Origin of the sequence: Novipirellula aureliae (assembly GCF_007860185.1) — a bacterium.
GTDB lineage: Bacteria > Planctomycetota > Planctomycetia > Pirellulales > Pirellulaceae > Novipirellula_A > Novipirellula_A aureliae.
In genome coordinates this window covers 698,382-722,037 of record NZ_SJPY01000002.1, presented here as the reverse complement: position 1 = coordinate 722,037, position 23,656 = coordinate 698,382, and the positions used below count along the sequence as shown (strand labels likewise).

The window sequence follows — 23,656 nt, the reverse complement described above, 5'->3', positions numbered from 1 at the left end:
ACAAAGTAAATCATGTGAAAAAGAATAAGTTTATCCTCCTGGCGGTGGTTCAAGCCTGCCTCTTAAGCGTTCCGGCGGTTGTTGCTGCCGACCCAGACAACGGCACCACCAGTCCCAGTCGCACCGACGATTCTCACATGGATTGGTGGCGTGAAGCCCGATTTGGCATGTTTATCCACTGGGGGCTTTATTCCGTTCAGGGCGGGGAATGGAAGGGCAAGGACTATGGCAAGGAACAGGGAGGGGCCAGTGCGGAATGGCTGATGAATAGTGCCAATATTCCAAAAGAGGAATACCGCAATACATTGGCACCAAAATTCAATCCCACCGAATTTGATGCCGAAAAGTGGGTCTCGACCGCCAAGCAGGCGGGCATGAAGTACATGGTCATCACCTCCAAACACCATGACGGCTTTTGCCTGTTTGAGACGAAGGCCACCGATTATAACGTCATGGAAGCCACTCCGTTTCAACGCGATATTATCAAAGAGCTTTCACAAGAATGTGCCAAGCAGGGAATCAAATTTGGAGTGTACTACTCCCAGTTCAAGGATTGGTATCACCGCTCACGAGGTAGAGGTAACGCCGGAACACTGTCGACAGAGGAGTATCTAAAACTGGTCGAGACAAATCTCGATGAGCTGCTGTCGAACTATGGCGAAATGGCGGTCCTCTGGTTTGATGTGGGCGGTAATGATGTCATCGAAGCCAACGCGCAAGGCGCACGCGTACGCGAGCTGCAACCCAATGCGGTGATCTGCAGTCGTCTTTACAGTCGTCGAGTGCCGGTCGGGCAGCGCACGTACGCCGACTTTGAATCACTTCCTGATCGGATGCTTCCCAAGAAGCGAATGACAGAAGACACCGAGACCTGCATGACCATGCGCCACAATTGGGGCTACGACCGTACCGACGATGCCTGGAAAAGCCCCAAGGACATCATTGAATTTACGGCACTGTGTGCGGCGCGGGGTGTGAACCTCCTGCTTAATGTCGGCCCGACTCCGGAAGGAACCTTGGTACCTGAAGAGATCGAGCGACTCAAAGAAGTCGGCCAATGGATGGAAGTCAACGGCGAGTCGATCTACGGCACCCATTACTCACCGGTTGATTACGATTTCTGGTGGGGAGCGATGACGCAAAAGGACAAGACCCTCTATCTGCATGTTTTGGAGTGGAAGCCGGAAGGCATTGAGTTTAATGGTATCGTTGGCAAGCCGTCCAAGGCTTATTTCCTGGCAGATCCGAAGCGTGAGGCTTTGCCGGTGAGTTACGACGCAAGCGGTAACGTCACGTCGATTGAAGTGCCTGCGAAGGCGCTGGATACAAGAGACACTGTGATTGCTGTGGAGTATGATGCACCCATCGTCACCGATCCGGATGCCAAAGGGAAGTATCACTGGTATACCAATCGGAGAATGAGACATACCGATATTCGGGAAAGTAACCGTGCTGGCCGACAGTCATTACCTCAAGCGGTGACAGGGGAATGATGATGTCGAGAACCTTGTTGAGATCATTGTTATTGACGCTTTGCTGCATCGCAGGCGTGGCGGCGCATGCTGCATCCGACAAACCCAACATCGTCTTCATCTATGCCGATGACTGGGGCTGGGGGGATCTCTCCTGTCACGGACATGAGTGGTTGAAGACTCCGAACATTGACCGATTGGCCAGTGAGGGGATGGACTTTCAACAGTTCAATGTGCTCAACCCCGTCTGTTCGCCGAGTCGCACCGCGGTGATGACGGGCAAGTACCCGGCGCGGTTCTCGGTGCACCAGCACTTCGCCTCGTCCTCGGCGAATCGTAACCGGAACATGCCCGATTGGCTCGATCCAAAGGCCACCATGCTACCGCGATTGTTCCAACAGGCAGGCTATCGCACAGGACATTTTGGTAAGTGGCATCTGACCAATAGTGGAGTGGAGGAAGCCCCGAAGCCGGAGGCGTATGGCTACGACACCTACGCCGTCTTCAACGGTGGAACGGGATGGGGTAAGCCGGAGCCATTGCACGATACAGCAAAGGACACGGTCGCATTCATTGAGGAGAACAAAGATCGGTCATTCTTCGTCAATGTGTGGCTACACGAAAGTCACACGCCGCATGTACCTACACCGGAATCGATGGAAAGGTGGAAGCATCTCGATGAGCAGAAACAGGTTTATTCAGCCGTCATCACCGACGGCGACAATGCGGTTGGCCTGATTCTCGACGCACTGGAAAGAGAAGGTTTGGCGGACAACACCATCGTCATGTTTTCGAGTGACAATGGACCAGAATGGACCCACGCCGATCCGCAGCACAAAAAAAGCGGCTCGGGCTACGGTACGTGGGCCAGCATCGGCCAAACCGGCGGCCTGCGTGGCAAGAAGCGGAGCTTGTATGAAGGCGGTGTTCGCTCGCCGTTTATTGTCCGTTGGCCGGGGCACACGCCCGCCGGAGTGACGGACGCCACGACGGTCTTGACCGCCGTCGATCTGTTGCCGACGCTTTGTGCCGCCGCGGCGGTAAAAGTGCCTGCCGATTATCAAGGCGACGGCGAGAGTCTGCTCCCCGCCCTGCAAGGAAAAACGATCACGCGATCGCGTCCGATTTTTTGGGAATGGCGCGGCCCTAAAATCGAGCCCGATTGGTGGCCGCACTTTGCGGTTCGCGACGGCGATTGGAAGCTCATGATGACCGAGGATACCAAACGCGTCGAGCTCCACAATCTGAAAACCGACCGCGCGGAAGATGCCGGTAATGAGTTGGCGAAGTCGCATCCGGAGATCGTCGCCCGTTTAAAGAAGATGATCCTCGACTGGAAGGCTACGCTGCCCACCCAAGTCGACCCCAACTGTGTCAGCCCGACGCGTGGCGAGAATTAAATGTCCAGGAAGACGGGACAATCCAAAGAGTCATCCAGTAAGACGAACACCAATATACAGAATAAGAAATTAGAGGAGTTGATGTTGTGAAGTTAGCTAAGTTGAGTTTTTACTTGGTCGCAATCGGCGCACTGTTGCTCAGCACGGTGTCGGTTTCATCATTTGCGGCTGTTGTTGATGGCGAGCGAAATGCCGATGGCACGATAAAAAAGTGGCATCGTATTGAGGTCGTCTTCGATGGACCACAGGTCGATGAATCGTCTGCTGTATTTAGAAACTACAGGTTGGATGTAACGTTCACTTCGCCGAGTGGCAAGGAATACAAGGTTCCCGGTTTTTTCGATGCGGACGGCGACCCGGCCAATAGTTCTGCTACAAGCGGAAACAAATGGAAAACACGCTTTGCCGCTGGAGAGGAAGGGGAATGGAACTACAAGGTCAGCTTTGTTACCGGGAAGAATGTGGCGGCGAACCTATCCGGCGGGACGGGCGGAACCGCTCCCGACGGTGAGACCGGAAGCTTTAAAATTGGACCGCAGGATAAGTCGGGAAAGGATTTTAGGGCCAAAGGGAAGCTGGAGTATGTTGGTGAACACTACCTGCGGTTTGCGGATGGTGATTATTTCATTAAATGCGGCGTTAACAGTCCCGAAGTGCTGTTGGAGTATGGTGAGTTTGATGGAACCCCCGGACATGAAAACGATCTGTATTCGCCAAATATCAAAGATTGGAAACCCGGCGATCCAACCTGGGCGAATGAAAAAGGCAAGGGAATCATTGGGTTGATCAATTACCTTTCAGCCCTGGGGCTCAATTCACACTATTTCCTGTGCATGAATGCCTATGGGGATGGCAAAGAGGCCTGGCCGTGGACCGGTATGGATAACATCGATGTGTACGACGTCTCAAAGCTAGGCCAGTGGGAGGTGCTTTTTACTCATTTTGACCGGATGGGATTGATGGTGCATTTCCAGCTTTCCGAATCCGAGAACACCAACTATCTCGAAGACCGGGATGGGAAGGGAACGTTTTCCGATGCTCGTAAGATTTTATATCGCGAGCTGATTGCACGCTTTGGGCATCACATGGCCGTTACATGGAATGTGGGTGAGGAGAACCAGGCCAAAGGTGAAGGGTTCCACGTTCCGAATACCCACGCCCAGCGGAAAGAATTCGCGAGCCGAATTCGGGCGCTGACTTGTTATCAGGATCACATTACCGTGCACAATGGTCCAGGCGGTGTCTTTGACGATATCTTTCCTCAGTTGATCGGATACAAGGACTACACGGGTGCTAGTTTGCAGACCTTAGTCGTACCGAGAAAAAACATGCTCAGCAATCACGATGAGGTTTTGAGATGGGTCGAAGAGAGTGCCGCTAGCGGCCACAAATGGGTGGTTGCGATTAATGAACCCTGGTGGGGACGGAGGCCGAATAATTTGGTGGACCTTATTCGCAAAGATGTCGTTTGGGGCGCCCTTCTGGCCGGCGGGCATATGGAGTTTTATACTGGTAAGGATGATGTGAAGCACATCGACTATGCGGTCCACGAGGATTGCTGGAAGCCGATCGGGCACGCCGCCAAATTTATGAATGAACATTTGGCGAAGGACATTGCTGGCATGAAGCCGAATGACGATTTGGCGATCGGTGACGATAACTGGGCTTTGGCGAATGAAGGCCAGGTCTATCTGCTTTATTTGAAGAACGGCGGTGAAGCCAAGGTGGATCTGTCCAACGCCGCGGGAACAACGTTTTCCGTTCAGTGGTTTAATCCACGTACGGGCGGAGATTTGATCGACGGAACTCCGAAGACGGTTACCGGTGGCGAGGAAAATGTCTCTTTGGGAATGCCACCGAGCACGCCGGGACAGGATTGGGTTGTTCTTCTGAAGCGTTAAGAATGTGACGGATCGATACTATCAGCTAACTTAGGTGCCGTTTGCTGCATCGCATTTGTGAAATCAAAATATTGGAACTTAAAATGAAACGACTATGTATTTTCGTAGTGATGGCCTCTCTTGGCCTTACCGCTCATGCGGCTTCGAACCCCAATGTAATCTTCATCCTCGCCGACGATATGGGCTACGGGGATGTGCATTGCTTGAATCCGGAACGAGGTAAGATCGATACTCCGCACATGGACCGGTTGGCGTCGGAAGGAATGATCTTTACTGATGCGCACACCAGCTCATCGGTTTGTACGCCGACTCGTTACGGCATTATGACAGGACGCTATAACTGGAGGTCCAAGTTACAAGACGGTGTTCTCAATGGCTACGGCGAACCTCTTATCCCGACGGATCGATTGACCGTGCCGGCTTTGCTCGCAAAAAACGGTTACAAGACCGCCATGATCGGCAAATGGCATCTAGGGCTAGAAATGGCTACGATCGATGGGAAACCAGCCGCGCCAAAATCGACGGCGATCCTGAGAGCAAGGATGGGCAAAGGTGCGTCTGCTCCCGAGGAACTCTCAAATATCGACTGGAAGGGAACCATTCAGGGAGGTCCGGTTGATCTCGGTTTTGATTCCTTTTTTGGTATCCCCGCATCGCTGGACTTTCCCCCTTACGTGTGGATTCGTGATCGCAATTGGGTCACCGCCGGCACACATGCCAAAGCCTTCCGTCGGCCTGGTCCTGCCGGTGAGGACTTCGAGGCGATTGATGTGCTGGGCGAATTGGAGAAGGAGTCCGTGAAGATTATTTCGGAGCAGAAGGGTGATAAGCCCTTTTTTGTTTACATCCCACTTCCATCGCCGCACACCCCCATTGTTCCGACAGCGGATTGGAAGGGAAAGAGCGGACTAGGAACCTATGGCGATTTTGTCATGCAGACCGATCATGTGATTGGTCAGATTATAAAGGCCGTGGACGACTCTGGATTTGCCGATAACACCATCGTCATCGTCACTGCGGACAACGGCTGTTCAAAGGCGGCCAGAATTGGCGATTTGGAAGCGCAGGGGCACTACCCGAGCGCGCAGTTCCGCGGCTCCAAAGCCGATTTATGGGATGGTGGGCATCGGGTGCCGTTCATCGTTCGTTGGCCGAACGAAATCAAAGCAGGCAGTCAAAGCGACCAAACCATTTGCCTCGTCGATTTGATGGCGACCTGTGCAGACCTAACCGACGCGGAGTTGCCGAAAAATGCCGGCGAAGACAGTGTGAGTTTTGCACCGGCACTGAAAGGCGAGCCGATTGTCTCATCCCGAAACGGCATCATCCACCACTCCATCAGCGGCCACTTTGCTTATCGACAGGGCAAGTGGAAGCTGCTGCTTGCCAAAGGGTCCGGTGGCTGGACTGCTCCGAATGAAAACGCTGCAGCAAAGAACGACGCTCCGGTTGCGCAGCTCTACGACATGGAAAACGATCCCAGCGAAACAACCAATCTCTATGCGTCGCAACCGGAAGTGGCAGCACGCTTGCTCGCTCTATTAGAGGCAGACATCGCGCGTGGACGTAGTACGGAGGGTGCGGCGGCCGCAAATGATGTTGATCAAATCAAGCTTTGGAAAAGTGGCGAGAAGTAAGAGCAAAACCCCGACGAAAATATCTAATTTAAATACGATGAAGGATACAACGATGAAGATGCAGACCTTGGCATTGTTATTTGCCCTGGCCGGACCGATAGGGTCCGCAACCGATGCGGCGGATATCTATGTCGCAGTGACTGGCTCGGATACGAATCGAGGCACTTCCGATCAGCCCGTTGCCTCGCTGGCCGCGGCCCAGAAATTGGCACGTGCGTCAGCGGGCAGTGAAGCGGTTACCGTGCATGTTGCGGACGGAGTCTATTACCTGCCGGAAACCTTGATCTTTACACCACAAGACTCGGGCAGTGAAAAGAATCCCGTTGTTTACAAGGCGGTCAACGAGGGGGCTGCGGTGCTGAGCGGCGGTTCCAAGCTGGACCTCGACTGGAAACCTTACGAGAACGGAATCTTTCAGGCGAAAACTCCAGACGGGCTTGATATCGACCAGCTGTTTATCAACGGTAAAAACCAGCGTATGGCGCGCTACCCGAATTATGATGCCGCTAAAAAAACCGAGGCCTATCAAGGTTATGCGGCCGACGCTTTTGCCAAAGAGCGTGCTGCCAACTGGGCGGACCCGACCGGCGGTTATATCCATGCCATGCACTCCAAACGCTGGGGGGGATATCACTATCTGATTACCGGTAAGGACGCCAAGGGCGAGGTGACCTATGAGGGTGGATGGCAGAATAACCGTCAGATGGGAATGCATAAGGATTTCCGCATGGTGGAAAATGTCTTCGAGGAACTCGATGCTTCGGGCGAGTGGTTTCATAACGCGAAAACATCGACGCTTTACTATAAGCCGGAGTCTGGTACCGATCTCTCGAAAGCCACCGTGGAAGTGGTGCGTCTGCGTCATCTCATTGAGTTTCAAGGTTCAGCAAGAAACCCAGTCAAATACATCACGCTGCAGGGATTTGTTGTACGCCATGCCGCGCGTACTTTCATGGACACCAAGGAGCCGATGTTGCGTTCGGATTGGGCGATCTATCGCGGCGGCGCGTTCTTCCTGACGGGCACCGAACACATCCAGATTCTCGACACCGAGTTTGACCAGGTGGGTGGCAACGGGATTTTCGTCAACAACTACAATCGCAATACGTTGGTGAAGGGCTGCCACATTCATGATGCGGGTGCCAGCGGTGTTTGTTTCGTCGGCGATCCGGATGCGGTGCGTGACCCGCTGTTTGAATACCGTCAAAAGAATGACCTGACAAAAATTGACCGAACGCCTGGTCCGAAAACGGATAATTATCCAAGCCTTGGAACCGTCGAGGATTGTTTGATTCACGGTATTGGCCGCGTTGAGCGTCAGCCGGCCGGGGTGATGATGGATATGGCTTCCGAAATCACGGTGCGCGACTGTTCGGTATATGACTGTGCCCGCTCGGGGATTAATATCGGCGACGGTGCATGGGGCGGCCATTTGATCGAACGTTGCGACGTGTTTGATACGGTGCTCGAAACGCACGACCATGGATCGTTCAACTCTTGGGGCCGAGATCGCTTCTGGCACTCGGATCGAAGTCTTTCGCAGAGAGAGATCGATAAGGATCCGACGATGCCGTTTCTCGATGCCATGAAGACAACGACCATTCGCGACAGCCGCTGGCGCTGCGATCACGGTTGGGACATTGACCTCGATGACGGGTCGAGCAACTACGACCTCTATAACAATCTGATGCTCAGCGGTGGGCTGAAACTGCGTGAAGGCTTCCGACGCCATGCGTGGAACAATATTGCGGTCAATAACAGCTTCCATCCGCACGTTTGGTATGCAAACAGTGGAGATGAAGTGTATGCCAATATTTTCATGGGCAGCTACAAAGGCGTTCGCACACCTACAAAGACGGCCTTTGGAAAACGAGTAGGTGGTAATTTGATTTTCGGTGGCAGCCTGACGAATAAGTTCGGGTGGGATGAAGGTTCGATCGTGGCTGATCCGCTTTTTGTAAATCCGGCCAAAGGTGACTTTCGTGTGAAGGACGGATCACCGGCACTGAAGCTCGGGTTTAAAAACTTCCCGATGGATCAGTTCGGAGTGAAAAAGCCTTCGCTCAAGGCCATCGCCCGGACGCCCGTGATCCCCACGCTGAAGGGGTATCCTAGCGGAGCAAGCGAAGCTGCCGCCAATGAAACGACTTGGCTCGGAGCCTCCCTACGCGATCTGTCGGGAGAAGAATTCTCGGCTTATGGCGTGAGCAAGGAGGAAGGAGGGGTCGCTCTTTCAGAGGTTAGGCCTCGCTCTGCCGCGGCCAAAGCGGGACTTTTGGATGGCGATCTGATTCAAGGGGTCAACGATCGAAAGATTACCAATCTAAGGCAATTCAACCGCCTCGTTAATGCGGCCTCAGGCACGGTGGTGCTCAAGGTGGTTCGCAATCAGCAGGAGATCGAAGTGAAGGTGGCTCTTTAAGAGACGAATCATGAAATCCTTAATGAAAACAATGTTGCTGGCACTTTTCTGCCTTGTCGGCGTGGTGGCACATGCCGCATCGGATAAACCCAACATTGTCTATATCCTTGCCGATGACCTCGGTTATGGCGATGTGCAATGCCTCAATCCCGAGCGTGGTAAAATCGCCACCCCTCATCTCGACAAGCTGGCGGCTCAGGGAATGACCTTCACCGATGCCCACACCAGTTCATCCGTATGCACGCCGACCCGCTACGGCGTCCTGACGGGACGCTACAACTGGCGCACGCGTCTGCAAAAAGGGGTGTTGCACGGGTTCGACGCTCCGCTCATTGCAGCGGACCGGCTGACGGTGGCGGAGTTGCTGAAACAGCACGGGTACACCACGGGTTGCATCGGCAAATGGCATCTCGGGTTAGGTATCCCCAAAGGAGAGCCATCGCCCACGATTCCCTCCGGCCCGATCTCCTGCGGGTTTGATCGTTTTTTTGGCATCGCCGCGTCGCTAGATATGCCACCCTATGCGTTCATTGAAAACGACCATTTCACTGAACCACTGAACACGACCAAAGCGTTTTATAAACGCAAGGGCCCGGCGGTGGAGAGTTTTGAAGCGGTGGATGTGTTGCCGATGCTGACGCGCAAGTCAGTGGAGTTCATTGCTGAGAAGGCGGAGAGCGATCAGCCGTTTTTTCTCTATCTGCCGCTGAACTCACCGCACACGCCGATCGTTCCCAGCAAGGAATGGGAAGGCAAAAGCGGTCTTGGCAACTATGGTGACTTCGTGATGCAAACCGACTGGTCCGTCGGTCAGGTCCTTGCGGCCATTGACGAGGCGGGCGTGGCAGACAACACCCTCGTCATCATGACTAGCGATAATGGTTGCTCGCCGGCCGCCCGCTATCCTGACTTGGAGGCGAAGGGACATTTTCCGAGCGGCGATTTTCGGGGGATGAAGGGGGATGTTTTTGACGGCGGCCATCGCGTGCCGTTTATCGTACGCTGGCCCGGACAGGTAGCACCCGGCAGTCGGAGCGATCAAATCATCTGTCTGACCGATTTCATCGCCACCTGTGCCGACATCGTGGGAGCCAAGCTTCCCGATAACGCCGGGGAAGACAGCGTCAGCATCCTGCCTGCGATGTTGGGTACGGACCAAGGCCCGCTTCGCGAGTCCGTGGTGCATCATTCCTTCATGGGCTTCTTCGCCATTCGGTCGGGGAATTGGAAACTCGAATTCTGTTCTCATTCTGGTGGCTTTGGCGACCCGAAGCCTAACAGTGCCGAGGCGAAACGCTTGCCCGATACCCAGCTCTACAACTTCAACGAGGATGTTACCGAATCCAACAATCTGCAGGCCGAACATCCTGAAACCGTTGCCCGCCTGACCAAGGAGCTAGAGCAAATCATCGCCAACGGTCGCAGCACCCCGGGTGCGAAACAGGCCAACGATACTCAAATCAAGATTCGAAAATAACCCAAACCGGAAGAAAGTTAGTCTCTATGAAAACGGTCATCAACGCCCTGAAATCGGCACTCCTGCTTGCTGGCCTGTTGCATGCGCCACTGGCCACGCTGCAAGCCGCGGATACCCCACCACCGACCGCCAAACCCAACATCGTCTTTATCTACGCCGACGACTGGGGGTGGGGCGATCTATCCTGCCACGGCAGTACTTGGGTACACACACCTAATATTGACCGGCTTGCCAGCGAAGGGGTCGACTTCCAGCAGTTCAACGTGCTCAATCCTGTCTGCTCACCGAGTCGCGTCGCGGCCATGACCGGGTGCTATCCCTCCCGCTACGGTGTTAACAGTGTGTTCGGAGCCCGCCGTCCGGGACCGGAGCAGCCGGATTGGCTGGACCCTCGAGCGCCCACGACGCCCCGCTACCTCAAGGCTGCTGGCTATCGAACGGCCCACTTTGGTAAATGGCACATGGCCAAGGATAATGTGCCTGGCCAACCGGAAATGGCGGACTACGGCATTGACGAATCGGCGGTTTTTCACGGGCCGGGTCCGGGAATCCAATACCATGACATCGCCGACCGGGCGGCGCAGTTCATCGAGGCCAACAAGGATCGCCCGTTTTTCGTAGACGTGTGGATTCATGAAAGCCATACCGCTCACACCCCGACACCCGAAGCATTGGAGAAATGGAAGGACGTCGAGGATGAGCAGAAACGGATTTATGCCGCCGTCATCACTGATGGTGACAACAATGTGGGCAAGGTGCTCGCCGCTCTCGACAAAGCGGGCGTGGCGGATAATACCATCGTGGTTTTCGCCAGCGACAACGGCCCGGAACGCACCAGCACGGCCAAAGGAACACCCGGCAAATATGGCAGCTACTACAGTGTCGGCGAGACCGGCGGTTTGCGCGGACGCAAACGCAACCTATTTGAAGGCGGCATACGCACACCGTTCATCGTGCGCTGGCCGGGCCACACGGCAGTAGGACTAAAGAATGACACAACCGTATTCAGCGCCGTGGATTTGTTGCCCACCTTTTGCGCTGCCGCCGGCGTGACGCTCCCTGCCGACGCACCGTGCGACGGGGAAAACCTGATTGCGGCCTTCAAAGGCGAGACCATTACCCGCACCCGGCCGATCTTCTGGCTGCATACGGGCGCTGGCGGCGAGCCTGATGGGTGGCCGCGTTTGGCCGTCCGCGAGGGGGATTGGAAACTGGTGACGACCTTCGACGGCAAACGTGTCGAGTTGCACAATATGAAAACCGATCGCGCCGAAGACATCGCTAAAGATCAGTCGAAAGAGTACCCAGAAGTCGTGTCGCGGCTGACCAAAATGGTGCTCGACTGGAAGGCCACTCTACCCACCGAGGCGGATCCAACCTGTTTAAGTCCGGGAAAACGCTAAGTGGCACAGGCTTCTAGCCTGTGTTTCAACAACCGCGGGCTTCTAGTCTGTGTTGCAGCAACGACAGGCTTCTAGCCTGTGTTCCAGCGACCACAGGCTTCTAGCCTGTGTTTCAGCAACCGCGGGCTTCTCGTCTGTGTTTCAGCAACCGCGGGCTTCCAATGACCACAGGCTAGAAGCCTGTGCCACATATTCAGAAGCCTGTGCCACATATTCAGAAGCCTGTGCCACATATTCAAAAGTCACGTACATGGGCGTGGCCTAAAATGTTGGCAAAAAAATGGTCTAGGTGGAGTGTTTAGGTAGCGACGTCAAACACAACATGAAGAAAAACAATACGCAAGCTGGAAAACGGAATGAAATATGGATGCGCAGTGACCCTTGTTGCCATACTGTTTGGATCGCTCAGCGCGATTCACGCAGCTGAAACGTCTTCACCTAACACGAATCCGGATCGGATGCCGGCATTCTCCTGGGATACCGTTCCCCTATACGTGCATATCCGCAAGGATACCGCGTTCACCGATGAAGAGATTGAACATCTTGCGACCTTCCCACTCGTTACCTTTGAAAAGGCCACGGGATATGCGGACTTCGGCGCGGTGGATGCCGGAACGCTGAAGGCAGCCCGAGCCGTTAAGGCGGTCAATCCAGACACGAAGATTTTGTATTACCGCAACGTGATTGTGCACTACGGTTGTTGCTTCGGCCGGGGAAAACCCGGCGGAAGCTATGCCAAGTTCATCCGAACAATTAGACTGGGCTAAGTAAACTGCTGAGGCTTTGCCCCTAAACCTCGGACGAATGTATGACTACTATGCGCCCAAGCCTGGAGCTTACCCATGAAATTGCGACCACGAGATGTAACTAGTTTTGTTGTTTTGGCGGTTCTGATGTGTGCCGGCTTTTGCGAGGCAAGCACGCTGACCGTATCGGCCCCCAAGACCTCCCCCGAGATCGAGTTTGCACTCGGGCGACTCGAAAAAACCCTGGCGGCTCAAGGCGTAAGTCTTAGCGTCTCAAGCGAATCGGAAGCGGACCTTGACCTGCGCATTGAGCAAGATCCCGGCGAGGAGGCTGACGATGGTTACACCCTTTGCAGGCAGGGCAAGGGCTACTCCATTGCCGCCCGGAACCAACGGGGCGTCATGTATGGCATCCTGGATATCGACTCCCAGTTAAGGCAAGGGCGGACGCTCGAGACGCTTCAAGAGAGAGCCATCGAGGCGCACTATCCGTTCCGAGCCATCAAGTTCAATCTGCCGTGGTACTCCTATCGTGACGGTGAGCACTTGTCCCTGCATATGGAGACCTGTCGTGATCTTGCCTTCTGGGAAGCCTTCCTAGACATGATGGTCGACAACAAGTTCAATGTGCTATCGCTCTGGAACATGCATCCCTATATGTACATGGTTCGTCCTACCAACTTCCCCAAGTCCTCTCCGTTTACCGAGAAGGAAATGGCCGAGTGGCAGGCCTTTTGGCATGGCTTGTTCAAGATGGCCAAGCAGCGTGGCATTGACACGTATGTGGTCAATTGGAATATCTTTTTGCCAGAGGAGTTTTCTCAACATTATGGCGAGGGCGGGTCGTTCGAAGGCACTCGGTTCCTTGGAGACGGCGTTACCTCGCCAGCGATTGAGCAATACACGCGAGAGATCGTTACCCAAACGCTAAACGAATACCCTAATCTCACCGGGATCGGTCTGACTCTTGGCGAACGGATGGGAGGTATGGTTTCCGAGGAGCGACGTGACTGGGTAGATCGCACCCTCATCGCGGGACTTAAGAACGCCGACCGCAAGGCTCGTCTGATATACCGAGCGCCGCTCTCGGCGAACAAGAAGTCGGGCGGATCGGTCAGCGTGACCACCGAACAGATCACGCGTGAAGCCATTGAGACGATGGGCATGGACGATCCTGTCTCGATTGAATTCAAGTTTAACTGGTCCCACGGGCATACCTCACCCCGACTATCGATTGTTCACGGCGGGATGTTGACCGATACCTATTGGACGCCGCCCTCGGACAAGTACAAGGCGATCTGGACCATGCGTAACGAGGATTTTTTCGTCCTGCGTTGGGCCCAGCCCGATTTCATCCGAGAGTTCATTCGCTTGAATAGCCAAGCCTATACGGACGGCTGCTTCATCGGGTCGGAATGCTATATCCCGGCCAAGGATTACATCACGCGCGACGAACACCGACACTGGGACTATGCGTTCGAGCGGCAATGGCTCTTCTATAAGGTGTGGGGAAATTTACTCTTCAATCCGCAAACTCCCGACGACGCCTTCGCCACCGCCTTGCAAGATAAATTCCCTGGCGTCGACGGTGCCGAACTACTGCGGGCTTGGATCCTGGCGTCGAACGGCGCCAACCGTTTGGGCTCCTTCTACCGAGCCACCTGGGATGCAACGCTCTACAGCGAGGGCTTCGCTAAGAACGGCGGCAAGCTCATCACGGTCAACGACTTGATCAAACAACCCGTCCTAGACGAGAGCCTCTACCTCAGCATCGACGAAACCGTGAATCAGGGGATACGGGATCCCACACGAATCGATCCCTTGACCTTGGCCAATCAACTCGACGCCGACTGTCAGGAAGCCCTACGTTTGGCGGCCAAGAACGCGGGTCAATCCGAATCACCGACCTTGCAGATCGAATTGAATGACATCATCTGTTGGACTTGGCATGGTCGGTACTTCGCCGAAAAACTCCGAGGCGCTGTGGCGTTAGCCCGCTACCGCAAAGACAAGAACGTAGCCGATCAACAGGCCGCCATTGCGCATTTAACCAAGGCCAAAGCGTGTTGGCTTGAATTGGTTGAGCACGTCGAGAAGTACAATGTCCCCGTGATGCCCTATCAGTTCGATCAGGAGTACTCATGGCGCAAGCAATTACCACAGGTCGAGCAGGACATCCGAATCGCGGAACGAAACTAGAATTCTTTAGGAGATGCACCAATGAAAAAAATAACCCTGGGATATCAAGTACTGTATCCCATCATGTTCGTGTTGCTGCTCACATCGCCGGTCGCCGGCGACGTGGTAGGGATTTTTTTTGACAGCGAGGTCCCTCAATCCGAGTTCGCCGCCAGTGAGATCCAGACGGCCTTGCAAGGAAAGGGGCATACGGCGGAACTAAACCCGCTGTCGGAGTTGAGCGTTGATTATGCCGAGAAAAAGATTGTATTATGCCTGGCGTCGGATGGCATCGCGTGTGAGGTGCTAAGCCTTCAGGGCAGTTCGACGATATCCGGGCTTGGCGAACAGGCCTATGCGTTGAGAACCGCTACGAAGGGGCCGAAGAGTTACTGGGTGCTCGGCGGCGACGCGGACGGTCTGATGTACGGTGGTTTGCAGTTAGCCGAGAATATCCGCTTCCACGATATGTCGAAGACCTACAACAGCCAGGAAGCCCCGTATATCAAGAATCGCGGGGTGAAATACAACCTGCCTCTTGATGCGCGTGTCCCGACCTATGTCGGTTACGGCGAAAAGTCCCTATCGCAGGCCTTTGGAGGCGACGCCGCGAAGGAAGCGATCCCCGCCGTTTGGGACATGGCCTACTGGGAGGAATGGTTCGATGAAATGGCCCGTGCTCGCTTCAATGTGCTGTCGATCTGGAATAGCCATCCCTTCCCAGCACTATTGGATATGGAAGAGGCTGTCGAGGACGTCCAGGGTTTTGACGGATACGCCAAAAAGATGAGTCCCACCGAGAAAGTCGCCTTCTGGAAAAAGGTCATGGCTTATGGAAAGAGTCGGGGCTTCAAAATCTATTTCATTACGTGGAACATCTACACCTATGGGGCCGAGGGTAAAAACGGGATCAACAATGATCCGAAAAACCAAGCCACCAAGGAGTACTTTCGCAAGGCTGTCCGCATGATGCTGGAGACCTATCCCGACTTGGACGGGGTGGGCGTCACTGCTGGAGAAAACATGAATCGCCTGTCGGCGGAGGCCGAGGGAAAGTGGATGTGGGACACGTACGGCCAGGGGATCATGGACTACGCCAAGGACCACCCTGACCGAGACATCACGTTCATTCACAGGTGGCACTACGCCGAAATCTCGCAAATAATGAGCCACTTCGAACCGATGCTGGCTCTGCCCAATGTGCGTTTGGACATGTCGTACAAGTATTCGGCGGCCCATATGTATTCCGCGCCGGCGCCGCGATTGATCTATACCAAGGACGGCGATGTTCCAGCGGATTTGGCCAGAACCCAAAAGAAGACGTGGCTGGAAGTTCGGCAAGACGATTTTTACTATTTGCATTGGGGCGATCCCCAGTTCGCGCGTGATTACATAAATGCCTTTCCGGACAAGGACAAATACATCCAGGGGTTCTTCTACGGGTCGGATGGCTGGACGGCCACGCGAGATTTCTACAGCAAGGCCGATGTCCACAAGAATATCCTGGACATCAAGAGGTTGTGGTACACGCAGATGCTCTGGGGGCGTTTGTCTTACAATCCCGAAACATCCGATCAAGTCTTCCTCAACGAATTGGCTTACCGATATCCGGACGTTTCTGCAGCGACTCTTTTTGATGCCTGGAGCGATGCGTCGCGCGGCTTGCCTTTGGCCGCAGAGGTCATCCAGGGAACCCTTTGTTTTGACTTCAATTGGTGGCCCGAGTTGTGCCAGAGCAATAAGGGCTTTCTCAAGATTGAGGATTTTATCAAAGCCAAACCGTCTATCGGTTCAGAGCTTTGCAGTATCGAGGAGAGCGCCGCTGGAGATTGCCCAGACGGCCTCAGTTCCGACGATGTCGCGGACAAGGTCCAGTTGGCGGCCGAATCCGCGATCAAGAAGCTGGCGACCATCTCGTCCGCTGGGAATCCCGATCTGGAGGTCAACATCAAGAGCATCCATGCCCAGGCTTATCTGAGTCTCTATTACGCTGAGAAAATTAGAGCCGCCACGGCCAAGGCGGCGGACCGAAACGAGGACGCGAGAACCGCCCTGGGCAAAGCCGAGGGGCATTGGAAGAACTACACGCGGATCATGGACGGGATGTTCATTGGCGCGGACATGCTGAGAACTCGAAATTTTGAAGACTGGCATGTACACGACGCCGCTGTTTCAAGGGAGTACTCCGTCTTGGCTGGGGATGAGGGCTAGCCGTGAAAGTTGAAAGAGATTGGCGGCGGATTGAACGAAAACATCAAATAAAGCATAAGGGTTGAATTATGAAAGACGAAGGCTCATTCAAACAGGTTGTTTGTTTTGCGATTGCTACTTTTCTTGTTGGTATGGTTCCATGCGCTGCGGAATCGTCTCAACCTCTGCGGTTCTTTGTGTCGCTCGAGGGGAACGACGCTTGGTCAGGAACATTGGAGCATCCATCATCCCACGGGGCGGACGGCCCCTTCCGAAGTCTGGAGGCTGTTCGCAGCGCAATCCGTGATCTGCCCCAAGGACAACGTCGCCAGCAAGCTATCGAGATTTGCGTTCTTCCCGGCGAATATCTCCTTGAAAAGCCCTTCGTGCTGGATGCTCGCGATAGCGGCACGCAAACGGCGCCGGTGATTTATCGTTCCTGGGGTGATCAGGACCAGGACGATCAGGCGGTGGTTATCAGCGGCGGGCGTAAGGTCGAGCATTGGCAAACGGCGGAGCTCAACGGATACGCGGTGGTGGTTGCGGATCTAACGCAGTTGCCTGGCGGTTACCAACCTTTTGAGCAGATGTGGGTCAATGGTCACCGGGCCACCCAGTCGCGCACGCCCAATCAAGGCTATCTTCAGATTCCGGATGTTCCCTTGGTCGAAAAGAATTCGGCGGCCGAGCAGCGGGCTAAGACCTATGACTTTCGTTTTGCCTCGACAGACGCCCACTATTTTGATGGGGTTGAGGACGGGGTTGCGGTGATCTTCAACAAGTGGCTGGAGTACCACATGCCGCTGGACCGTGTGGATCGCGAGAACCAAAAGATCGTATGTGCGAAGCAGAGTGGTCGAGCTCTGGAAGTCGAGGACCATTACTACCTTGAGGGCGGGCGAGCCATGCTGGATCAGCCGGGCGAGTGGTATCTCGACCGCCAAGCCGACAAGCTCTACTACTATCCCTTACCCGACGAGTCCGAAATCGTGGCCATGATCCCCAACCTGGTGACGGTGCTCCAACTTGAAGGCGATGCGGATCAGGAGAAATGGGTCGAGCATCTTGCCTTTCGCGGTCTGACCTTTAGCCATACGACGTGGGTGCTGCCTCGCGATAAGGGGCCTTCTGGCTATAGCCAAGCTGATATCCAAATGGATGGTGCTGTGCGTCTTTTGGATACGCGCAACTGTAGCTTTGAAGATTGTGAGATCACGGCCATCGGTAACTACGCTCTCGAGATCGGGCCGGGTTGTGAACAGAACCGAGTCCTGCATTGTGACATTCATGACTTGGGTGCCGGCGGTTTCTTGATCGGTCCTAAGATCCGTCCGCCTTCGGACAAAGAGAATCCCGACCGGACCGATTTTCCACCGGTACTTGAAAACCCATTGGACGCCTGCAGTCACAATGAAATCGCCGACTGCCGCATCTATGACGGTGGCCGCTACTATCACTGTGCCGTGGGGATCTGGATTGGACAGAGTCCGGACAACAACGTGCATCACAACGAGATCTACAACTTCTATTACTCGGGCATTTCCAGCGGTTGGACCTGGGGCTACGGTCGCGGGTTGGCTACGGGCAACCGCTTCGAGCACAACCACATCCACCACATCGGGCGCTGGACCAACGGGGACGGGGCCGTGCTTAGTGACCTGGGGGGCATCTACACCCTTGGCGACCAGACAGGAACGGTGATCCGTCATAACCGCTTTCACGATATCTGGGCCGGGAAATATGGCGGTTGGGCAATCTATTGTGATGAGGGCTCCCGCAATATTCTCATCGAGAACAATCTGGCCTATCGCTGTCGCCATGCCTGCTTCAACCAGCACTACGGCAAGAACAACATCGTCCGTAACAATATCTTCGCCTTTGCCGATACCAGCGTGGTCATGATGGGCAAAGCTCAGCCGCACACCGGCTTCATCCTGACCAACAATATCTTGCTCAGTGACGGGACGCCAATCTACGCCGGGGGATACGCTTATCGTGTCAATACCCCTGGGGGCTTCAAGGCCGACAGCAATCTTGTCTGGTCGATAGCCGGAGAGGTTCTGGGGGCACAAGACCGTTGTCTCAGTCGCCTTTACGAGCCCAACGAGCCGGTGACGAGTTGGAAGAAGTGGCGAGCTCTGGGCAACGATCGTAATTCGGTCATTGCCGATCCCGGTTTTACAGATCCGGCGAACGGAGACTTTCGTCTGCAAGATGATAGCCCGGCATTGAAAACTGGATTCAAACCTTTCCCTCTCAATGAAGCAGGACCTCGGTAATCTTATCGGAAGTTTACTATACGAGTTCACACCTTAAGTAGAGTCACCGTGAGACTAGCCACCGCAATAGCTTTTTCACTGAAATTTTTTCAAACAGACCACCGGCGGAGAAGACCAATGAAATTAACAATTCGTTGGATGGCGTTATGTCTCAGTTGCCTTCCTCTCTCTGTCCACGCTGCCGAGATTGAACCCACCTGGGAATCGATGGCGGCAAATTATGATGTGCCGGAATGGTTTTTGGATGGCAAGTTTGGTGTTTGGATGCATTGGGGGATTCCCTCGGCAAGCGACGAAAATCGACCCGGCGATGGCTCGCACTACGGCCGGCGAATGTACGGCCCATCAAATGGACAATCAGGTTTACAGCGAAACATGAATGAAAATCTGAGAGCATTCCATGAAAAGCGATATGGACCTGTCGAGGAGTTCGGCTATGAAGATCTGGTTCCTTTGTTCAAGGCGGAAAACTTCGATCCGGATGGGCTTGTTCAATTCTTTAAAGACTGCGGTGCTCGATTTGTTATGCCGGTAGCTTGTCATCACGACAACTTCGATATGTACGATTCGTTCCACCCTTGGAACTCGGTGGATAGGGGACCCAAACGCGATACGCTCAAGGAATGGAAGGCGGCGGCGGAGAAACATGGGCTCAAGTTTGGTATCTCTACCCATCTGTATTGGTCGCCGAGCTTCTTTGCGTCGGCTCGTCAATATCAGACCCCCGGTACGCTCGAAGCGAAGCTATTTAATCTGGAATATGATCCCTCCGGCTATAAGCACTCCGATAGTTGGAATCAACACTGGTATGACCGTTGTTGGGAAATTATGGACAAGTATGACCCCGATTGGTTTAACAATGACTGTCCCTATCCCAACGAAAAGACCGGAAAGTCTTTAGGCCTTAAACTGTTTTCGTCTTATTTGAACCGCGATCGGAAAGAGAATGATGGTAAACAGACGGTCGTTTTCTCTGCCAAAGGCGGAAAGGACAAACGCGCCTATACCCCGAATGTAGAGCGCGGCGGCGCAGGAGAAATCAAGCCACAGCCCTGGATGTGGGCAACGGATCTTTCCGGTAGTTGGTTCTATCGGAAAGGGGCTGTGAATCGAATGGCTATTCCAGTGATGGTCGGAAACGCCGTGGATGCGATCAGTAAGAACGGTGTCGTGATGCTCAACGTCGCTTTGCGGGGAGACGGCACGCTGCCCGAAAATCAGGCCGCTTACCTGACCGCTTTCGGCGATTTTGTAAAGATGAACGGAGAGGGTATTTATGGCTCCCGTCCATGGAAAACCTATGGCGAGGGGCCATTGGAAATTAAGGATGGCCGTCAGGGGGAAAACCATAAGAACTTCTCCCCACAGGACATTCGTTTTACTCAGAAAGACGGAGTTCTTTATGCCTTCCTGTTAGCTCCGCCGACAAATGATATTCTCATCAAAACGTTGGCGACCGGTGGATTACTCGATCAAGATATTGCCGCCATCGAGCTGATGGGCAGTGATGAGAACATTGAATGGAAACGCTCGAGCGATGGTCTAAACATCCCGTTGCCGAAAACGTTGCCGGGTCAGTATGTGAATGGATTTCGTATTACATTGAAGAATTAGTCGAATGAGAAACGGTTTTATGAAACAGACAATGATGAGAATGGCGACCATCGTATCGATATGGCTGCTTAGTGTTGCCGCATCTGCGCAAACGGACCAGGCTTCGCCTGCTGGCGGCAGTTCGGCAAACAAGCCCAATATTGTGGTCTTGCTCGCCGATGACATGGGGTGGGGGGATTCAGGAACCTACGGCCATGAGTTGATTCAGACCCCAAACATGGATCGGCTGGCGGAGGAGGGCATGAAGTTCACGCAGTGTTATTCTGCCTGCGGCGTTTGTTCTCCTTCACGCTCGGCGATTCTTACCGGGCGAACGCCCTATCGCAATGGTGTGTGGCGACATTTGTCAGGCAATCATGAGGCGCATCTGCGGGCGAGCGAAATCACCTATCCAAAACTGTTAAAGGGTGTTGGGTATGAGACCTGTCATGTGGGGAAATGGCATTTGCTGGCGAAGCCACAGTTTAATAATCCCGAGTACCCTCAGCCTGGCGATCATGGCTATGACTACTGGATGTATACTCAGAACAACGCAAGCCCCAGCCATGAGAATCCGGATAATTTTTTTCGCAACGGCGAACCGGTTGGCGAGCTGAAGGGATACTCCGCACCGCTTGTTGCAGCGGAGGCTGCAAGTTGGATGAAGGAGAAACGCAATCCCGAAAAACCGTTTGTGCTTTCCGTTTGGTTCCATGAACCGCATATGCCGATTGCCACCGACTCTCGTTTCATGCAGCTCTACAATGGGCATGAAAACAGCAAATACATGGGGAACATCAGCCAAATGGATCATGGGCTGGGCATCGTGCTCGATGCCTTGGATGAAATCGGCGCGACGAACAATACGCTTGTTTACTTTTCGTCCGACAACGGGCCCGTGTCGCAATATGGCGGCACCTCTGGCGGACTTCGTGGCGGCAAACGCAGCGACCATGAGGGTGGTATCCGAGTGCCGGGACTGGCTCGTTGGCCAGGACACATTGCGGCTGGAAGTACGAGTGATATTCCCATCATTGGAACCGATATTTTTGCAACGGCACTCGATATGGCCGGCGTACCGCTGCCGACGGATCGCACGATCGACAGCGTGAGTCTGTTGCCAGTGTTTGAAGGCAAACCGGTTGAACGCAGGATTCCATTGTTTTGGCGTACTCACGTTTCACATCCGAACGACCGGGTTGCCATGCGCATCGGTGATTGGAAGATTGTCGGCAATGATACGATGACCGAATTCCAGCTCTATGAAATCCAAAAAGACTGGAAAGAAGAAAATGATCTCGCCGCCAAGATGCCGGAAAAAACAGAAGAGATGAAACAGATCCTCTTCAAGCTTTGGAAGCAGATTGAAACGGAAGGTCCCAACGAATGGTGGGAGGGGCAAAAGGGGGCACCGAAAAGAGGAACGTTGAACTACTAACGCCACTACGAAACTTGGGAAACGCAAACATTTGCAAGTGATAAAGTTATCAATCGAACGTCCCTAAGCATTCGGGCGTTCGCGTTACTGCCCGTGGCCTTACAGCCATCGGCTCACCGCTACCGCCGTTATGGAAACGACATCCCGTACCACCGAAGAGCCGTGCAATAAGTACGGCTGGACAGGGGACGAGGGTGGGAAAAAAAAGAAGAACGAGATGAGTAAGATGAACGTTGTGAAGAATATTTGGTTAACCCGTTTGCTGATACTTGGAACGCTGCTCGGCGGCATTTCCTTTGCTCAAGGCGAAACGGTATTTCTTAAAGGCAAGGTGATGGATACCGATGACAACTGGCTGAATGACGCCACGGTAACGCTGTTGCCGGTCAATGCGGTAGCTCGCACGGATGGCAACGGCGAGTTTGCCCTGGAATTCACTCTTGAGGAACCGCTCGAAGAACGCGGCGGTGGTGGGATTGCTACCTTAAAAGTGGAACGCAATGGGCATAGTACCCGTCAGATAAAAATTGACTCCATGGACTATTTTTCACAGCCCATGCCGATTGTGGTGAAGTTGAAGCCGCAGTTGATGGTCAGCTCTCTGACCGGCTTTGTCGTTCAGATGGACCCTAAGAATTCGATTGTTGGGAAACGAACCGGAACGGATGCCCATTTTTATGTGTACATTCCGGAGTCCGTCAAAACGGTGAAGGCGGCTTTTTATATCTCGATGCACGGCATTGGAAATATTACGACGCCAATTCTTCAGAAATTCGCTGAAGAGGAGCAGCTAGCTCTGGTTGCCATGGACGGCGATCCGGTAAAACGCGGGGTTGCATCGGTGACGGTGCTGGAGGAGCACATTAAGAAGTTGGCGGAGATGTGTGGTCACCCCGAGCTAGCGACCGCACCGATCATGACGTTCGGGCACTCGAACGGCACCGCATTCTCCGCCAGTTTTCCGCGTGACTGGCCGGAAAGAACCATTGCATGGGTCGCTTTTCACCCTGGCTTTTCGAGCTACTTGCAGTTTCCGAACACGGAGCAGGTTCCAGCTTTGGTAATGTGCGGAACCGCAGACAAATACCTTCTCAATGCTCGCCAGGACCAGACGGTTGCGACGCTGCGTAGCGAACGGAATGCGGCGATGTGCATGATGATGGAAGGGGGTGTGGGGCATGGCCCTGCGGATGCCGAATCGACCTGGGCTTTCGTCATCGATTTCCTGAAAGCATCCATGCGGGTTCGCCTCAATGACGACGGCTCGCTCAAACCGGTTGACATTGAAAAAGGATGGCTTGGCGACGTCTACAATTTTGAAAAAGGCGGCCGGCAATCGCTGAATGTGGCCTCATACGATCAGTATGAGGGTGACAAGTCAACGGCGAATTGGTTGCCGGATAGCACGTTTGCAAAGGCTTGGCAGGCCTATGGGCAGACCTCGCCTGAAAAAAGAAGATAGACGGTCAAATCGATAATCAAGCCAGTTCCTCTGGGGAGTATATGAGTTACCGAGATAA

14 protein-coding genes are annotated in these 23,656 nt (G+C 53.9%); all 14 read left to right on the top strand.

Features of this window, described 5'->3' with window-relative positions; genetic code table 11:
* The first annotated feature begins 14 nt into the window (after positions 1-14).
* The 14 genes from Q31b_RS08450 to Q31b_RS08385 all read left to right on the top strand — a co-directional run bounded on the left by Q31b_RS08450 (position 15) and on the right by Q31b_RS08385 (position 23,598).
* Positions 15-1,493, top strand: coding sequence for an alpha-L-fucosidase (locus Q31b_RS08450; RefSeq protein WP_146599222.1), 1,479 nt, complete (start codon positions 15-17; stop codon positions 1,491-1,493).
* A gap of 17 nt (positions 1,494-1,510) precedes the next feature.
* Complete coding sequence (locus tag Q31b_RS08445; RefSeq protein ID WP_231617400.1) at positions 1,511-2,872, top strand: sulfatase-like hydrolase/transferase; 1,362 nt, start codon at positions 1,511-1,513, stop codon at positions 2,870-2,872.
* Between the two features lie 86 nt (positions 2,873-2,958).
* Positions 2,959-4,773, top strand: coding sequence for a DUF5060 domain-containing protein (locus Q31b_RS08440; protein ID WP_231617399.1), 1,815 nt, complete (start codon positions 2,959-2,961; stop codon positions 4,771-4,773).
* A gap of 83 nt (positions 4,774-4,856) precedes the next feature.
* The gene (locus tag Q31b_RS08435) at positions 4,857-6,410 is read left to right on the top strand and encodes a sulfatase family protein (protein WP_146599221.1); all 1,554 of its coding nucleotides are present in this window, start codon (positions 4,857-4,859) and stop codon (positions 6,408-6,410) included.
* Positions 6,411-6,462: 52 nt separating this feature from the next.
* On the top strand, positions 6,463-8,832 hold the full coding sequence (locus Q31b_RS08430; protein WP_231617398.1) for a PDZ domain-containing protein: 2,370 nt from the start codon (positions 6,463-6,465) through the stop codon (positions 8,830-8,832).
* Positions 8,833-8,842: 10 nt separating this feature from the next.
* Positions 8,843-10,309 (top strand): sulfatase family protein, encoded by a 1,467-nt coding sequence (locus Q31b_RS08425; RefSeq protein ID WP_231617397.1) that lies wholly within the window; start codon positions 8,843-8,845, stop codon positions 10,307-10,309.
* A 26-nt stretch (positions 10,310-10,335) separates the two neighbouring features.
* Positions 10,336-11,712: a sulfatase-like hydrolase/transferase gene (locus tag Q31b_RS08420; RefSeq protein WP_146599219.1), complete on the top strand. Its 1,377-nt coding sequence runs from the start codon at positions 10,336-10,338 to the stop codon at positions 11,710-11,712.
* 356 nt (positions 11,713-12,068) lie between these two features.
* Complete coding sequence (locus Q31b_RS08415) at positions 12,069-12,479, top strand: hypothetical protein (RefSeq protein WP_146599218.1); 411 nt, start codon at positions 12,069-12,071, stop codon at positions 12,477-12,479.
* Positions 12,480-12,554: 75 nt separating this feature from the next.
* On the top strand, positions 12,555-14,657 hold the full coding sequence (locus Q31b_RS08410; protein ID WP_146599217.1) for a glycoside hydrolase family 20 zincin-like fold domain-containing protein: 2,103 nt from the start codon (positions 12,555-12,557) through the stop codon (positions 14,655-14,657).
* A gap of 63 nt (positions 14,658-14,720) precedes the next feature.
* On the top strand, positions 14,721-16,847 hold the full coding sequence (locus Q31b_RS08405) for a hypothetical protein (RefSeq protein WP_146599216.1): 2,127 nt from the start codon (positions 14,721-14,723) through the stop codon (positions 16,845-16,847).
* 68 nt (positions 16,848-16,915) lie between these two features.
* On the top strand, positions 16,916-19,105 hold the full coding sequence (locus tag Q31b_RS08400) for a right-handed parallel beta-helix repeat-containing protein (RefSeq protein WP_146599215.1): 2,190 nt from the start codon (positions 16,916-16,918) through the stop codon (positions 19,103-19,105).
* Between the two features lie 48 nt (positions 19,106-19,153).
* On the top strand, positions 19,154-20,719 hold the full coding sequence (locus Q31b_RS08395) for an alpha-L-fucosidase (RefSeq protein WP_231617396.1): 1,566 nt from the start codon (positions 19,154-19,156) through the stop codon (positions 20,717-20,719).
* Between the two features lie 4 nt (positions 20,720-20,723).
* A complete protein-coding gene (locus Q31b_RS08390) occupies positions 20,724-22,136 on the top strand; it encodes a sulfatase family protein (protein WP_231617395.1) in 1,413 nt (470 codons plus the stop codon).
* Between the two features lie 217 nt (positions 22,137-22,353).
* On the top strand, positions 22,354-23,598 hold the full coding sequence (locus tag Q31b_RS08385; RefSeq protein WP_146599214.1) for a hypothetical protein: 1,245 nt from the start codon (positions 22,354-22,356) through the stop codon (positions 23,596-23,598).
* Positions 23,599-23,656: the final 58 nt, after the last annotated feature.

What these genes read in the sequence shown, in the direction of transcription:
- Q31b_RS08435 (WP_146599221.1), top strand. Translation starts at nt 4,857, where the DNA reads ATGAAACGACTATGTATTTTCGTAGTGATGGCCTCTCTTGGCCTTACC.
- Q31b_RS08430 (WP_231617398.1), top strand. Translation starts at nt 6,463, where the DNA reads ATGAAGATGCAGACCTTGGCATTGTTATTTGCCCTGGCCGGACCGATA.
- Q31b_RS08425 (WP_231617397.1), top strand. Translation starts at nt 8,843, where the DNA reads ATGAAATCCTTAATGAAAACAATGTTGCTGGCACTTTTCTGCCTTGTC.
- Q31b_RS08420 (WP_146599219.1), top strand. Translation starts at nt 10,336, where the DNA reads ATGAAAACGGTCATCAACGCCCTGAAATCGGCACTCCTGCTTGCTGGC.
- Q31b_RS08415 (WP_146599218.1), top strand. Translation starts at nt 12,069, where the DNA reads ATGAAATATGGATGCGCAGTGACCCTTGTTGCCATACTGTTTGGATCG.
- Q31b_RS08410 (WP_146599217.1), top strand. Translation starts at nt 12,555, where the DNA reads ATGAAATTGCGACCACGAGATGTAACTAGTTTTGTTGTTTTGGCGGTT.
- Q31b_RS08405 (WP_146599216.1), top strand. Translation starts at nt 14,721, where the DNA reads ATGTTCGTGTTGCTGCTCACATCGCCGGTCGCCGGCGACGTGGTAGGG.
- Q31b_RS08400 (WP_146599215.1), top strand. Translation starts at nt 16,916, where the DNA reads ATGAAAGACGAAGGCTCATTCAAACAGGTTGTTTGTTTTGCGATTGCT.
- Q31b_RS08390 (WP_231617395.1), top strand. Translation starts at nt 20,724, where the DNA reads ATGAGAAACGGTTTTATGAAACAGACAATGATGAGAATGGCGACCATC.
- Q31b_RS08385 (WP_146599214.1), top strand. Translation starts at nt 22,354, where the DNA reads ATGAGTAAGATGAACGTTGTGAAGAATATTTGGTTAACCCGTTTGCTG.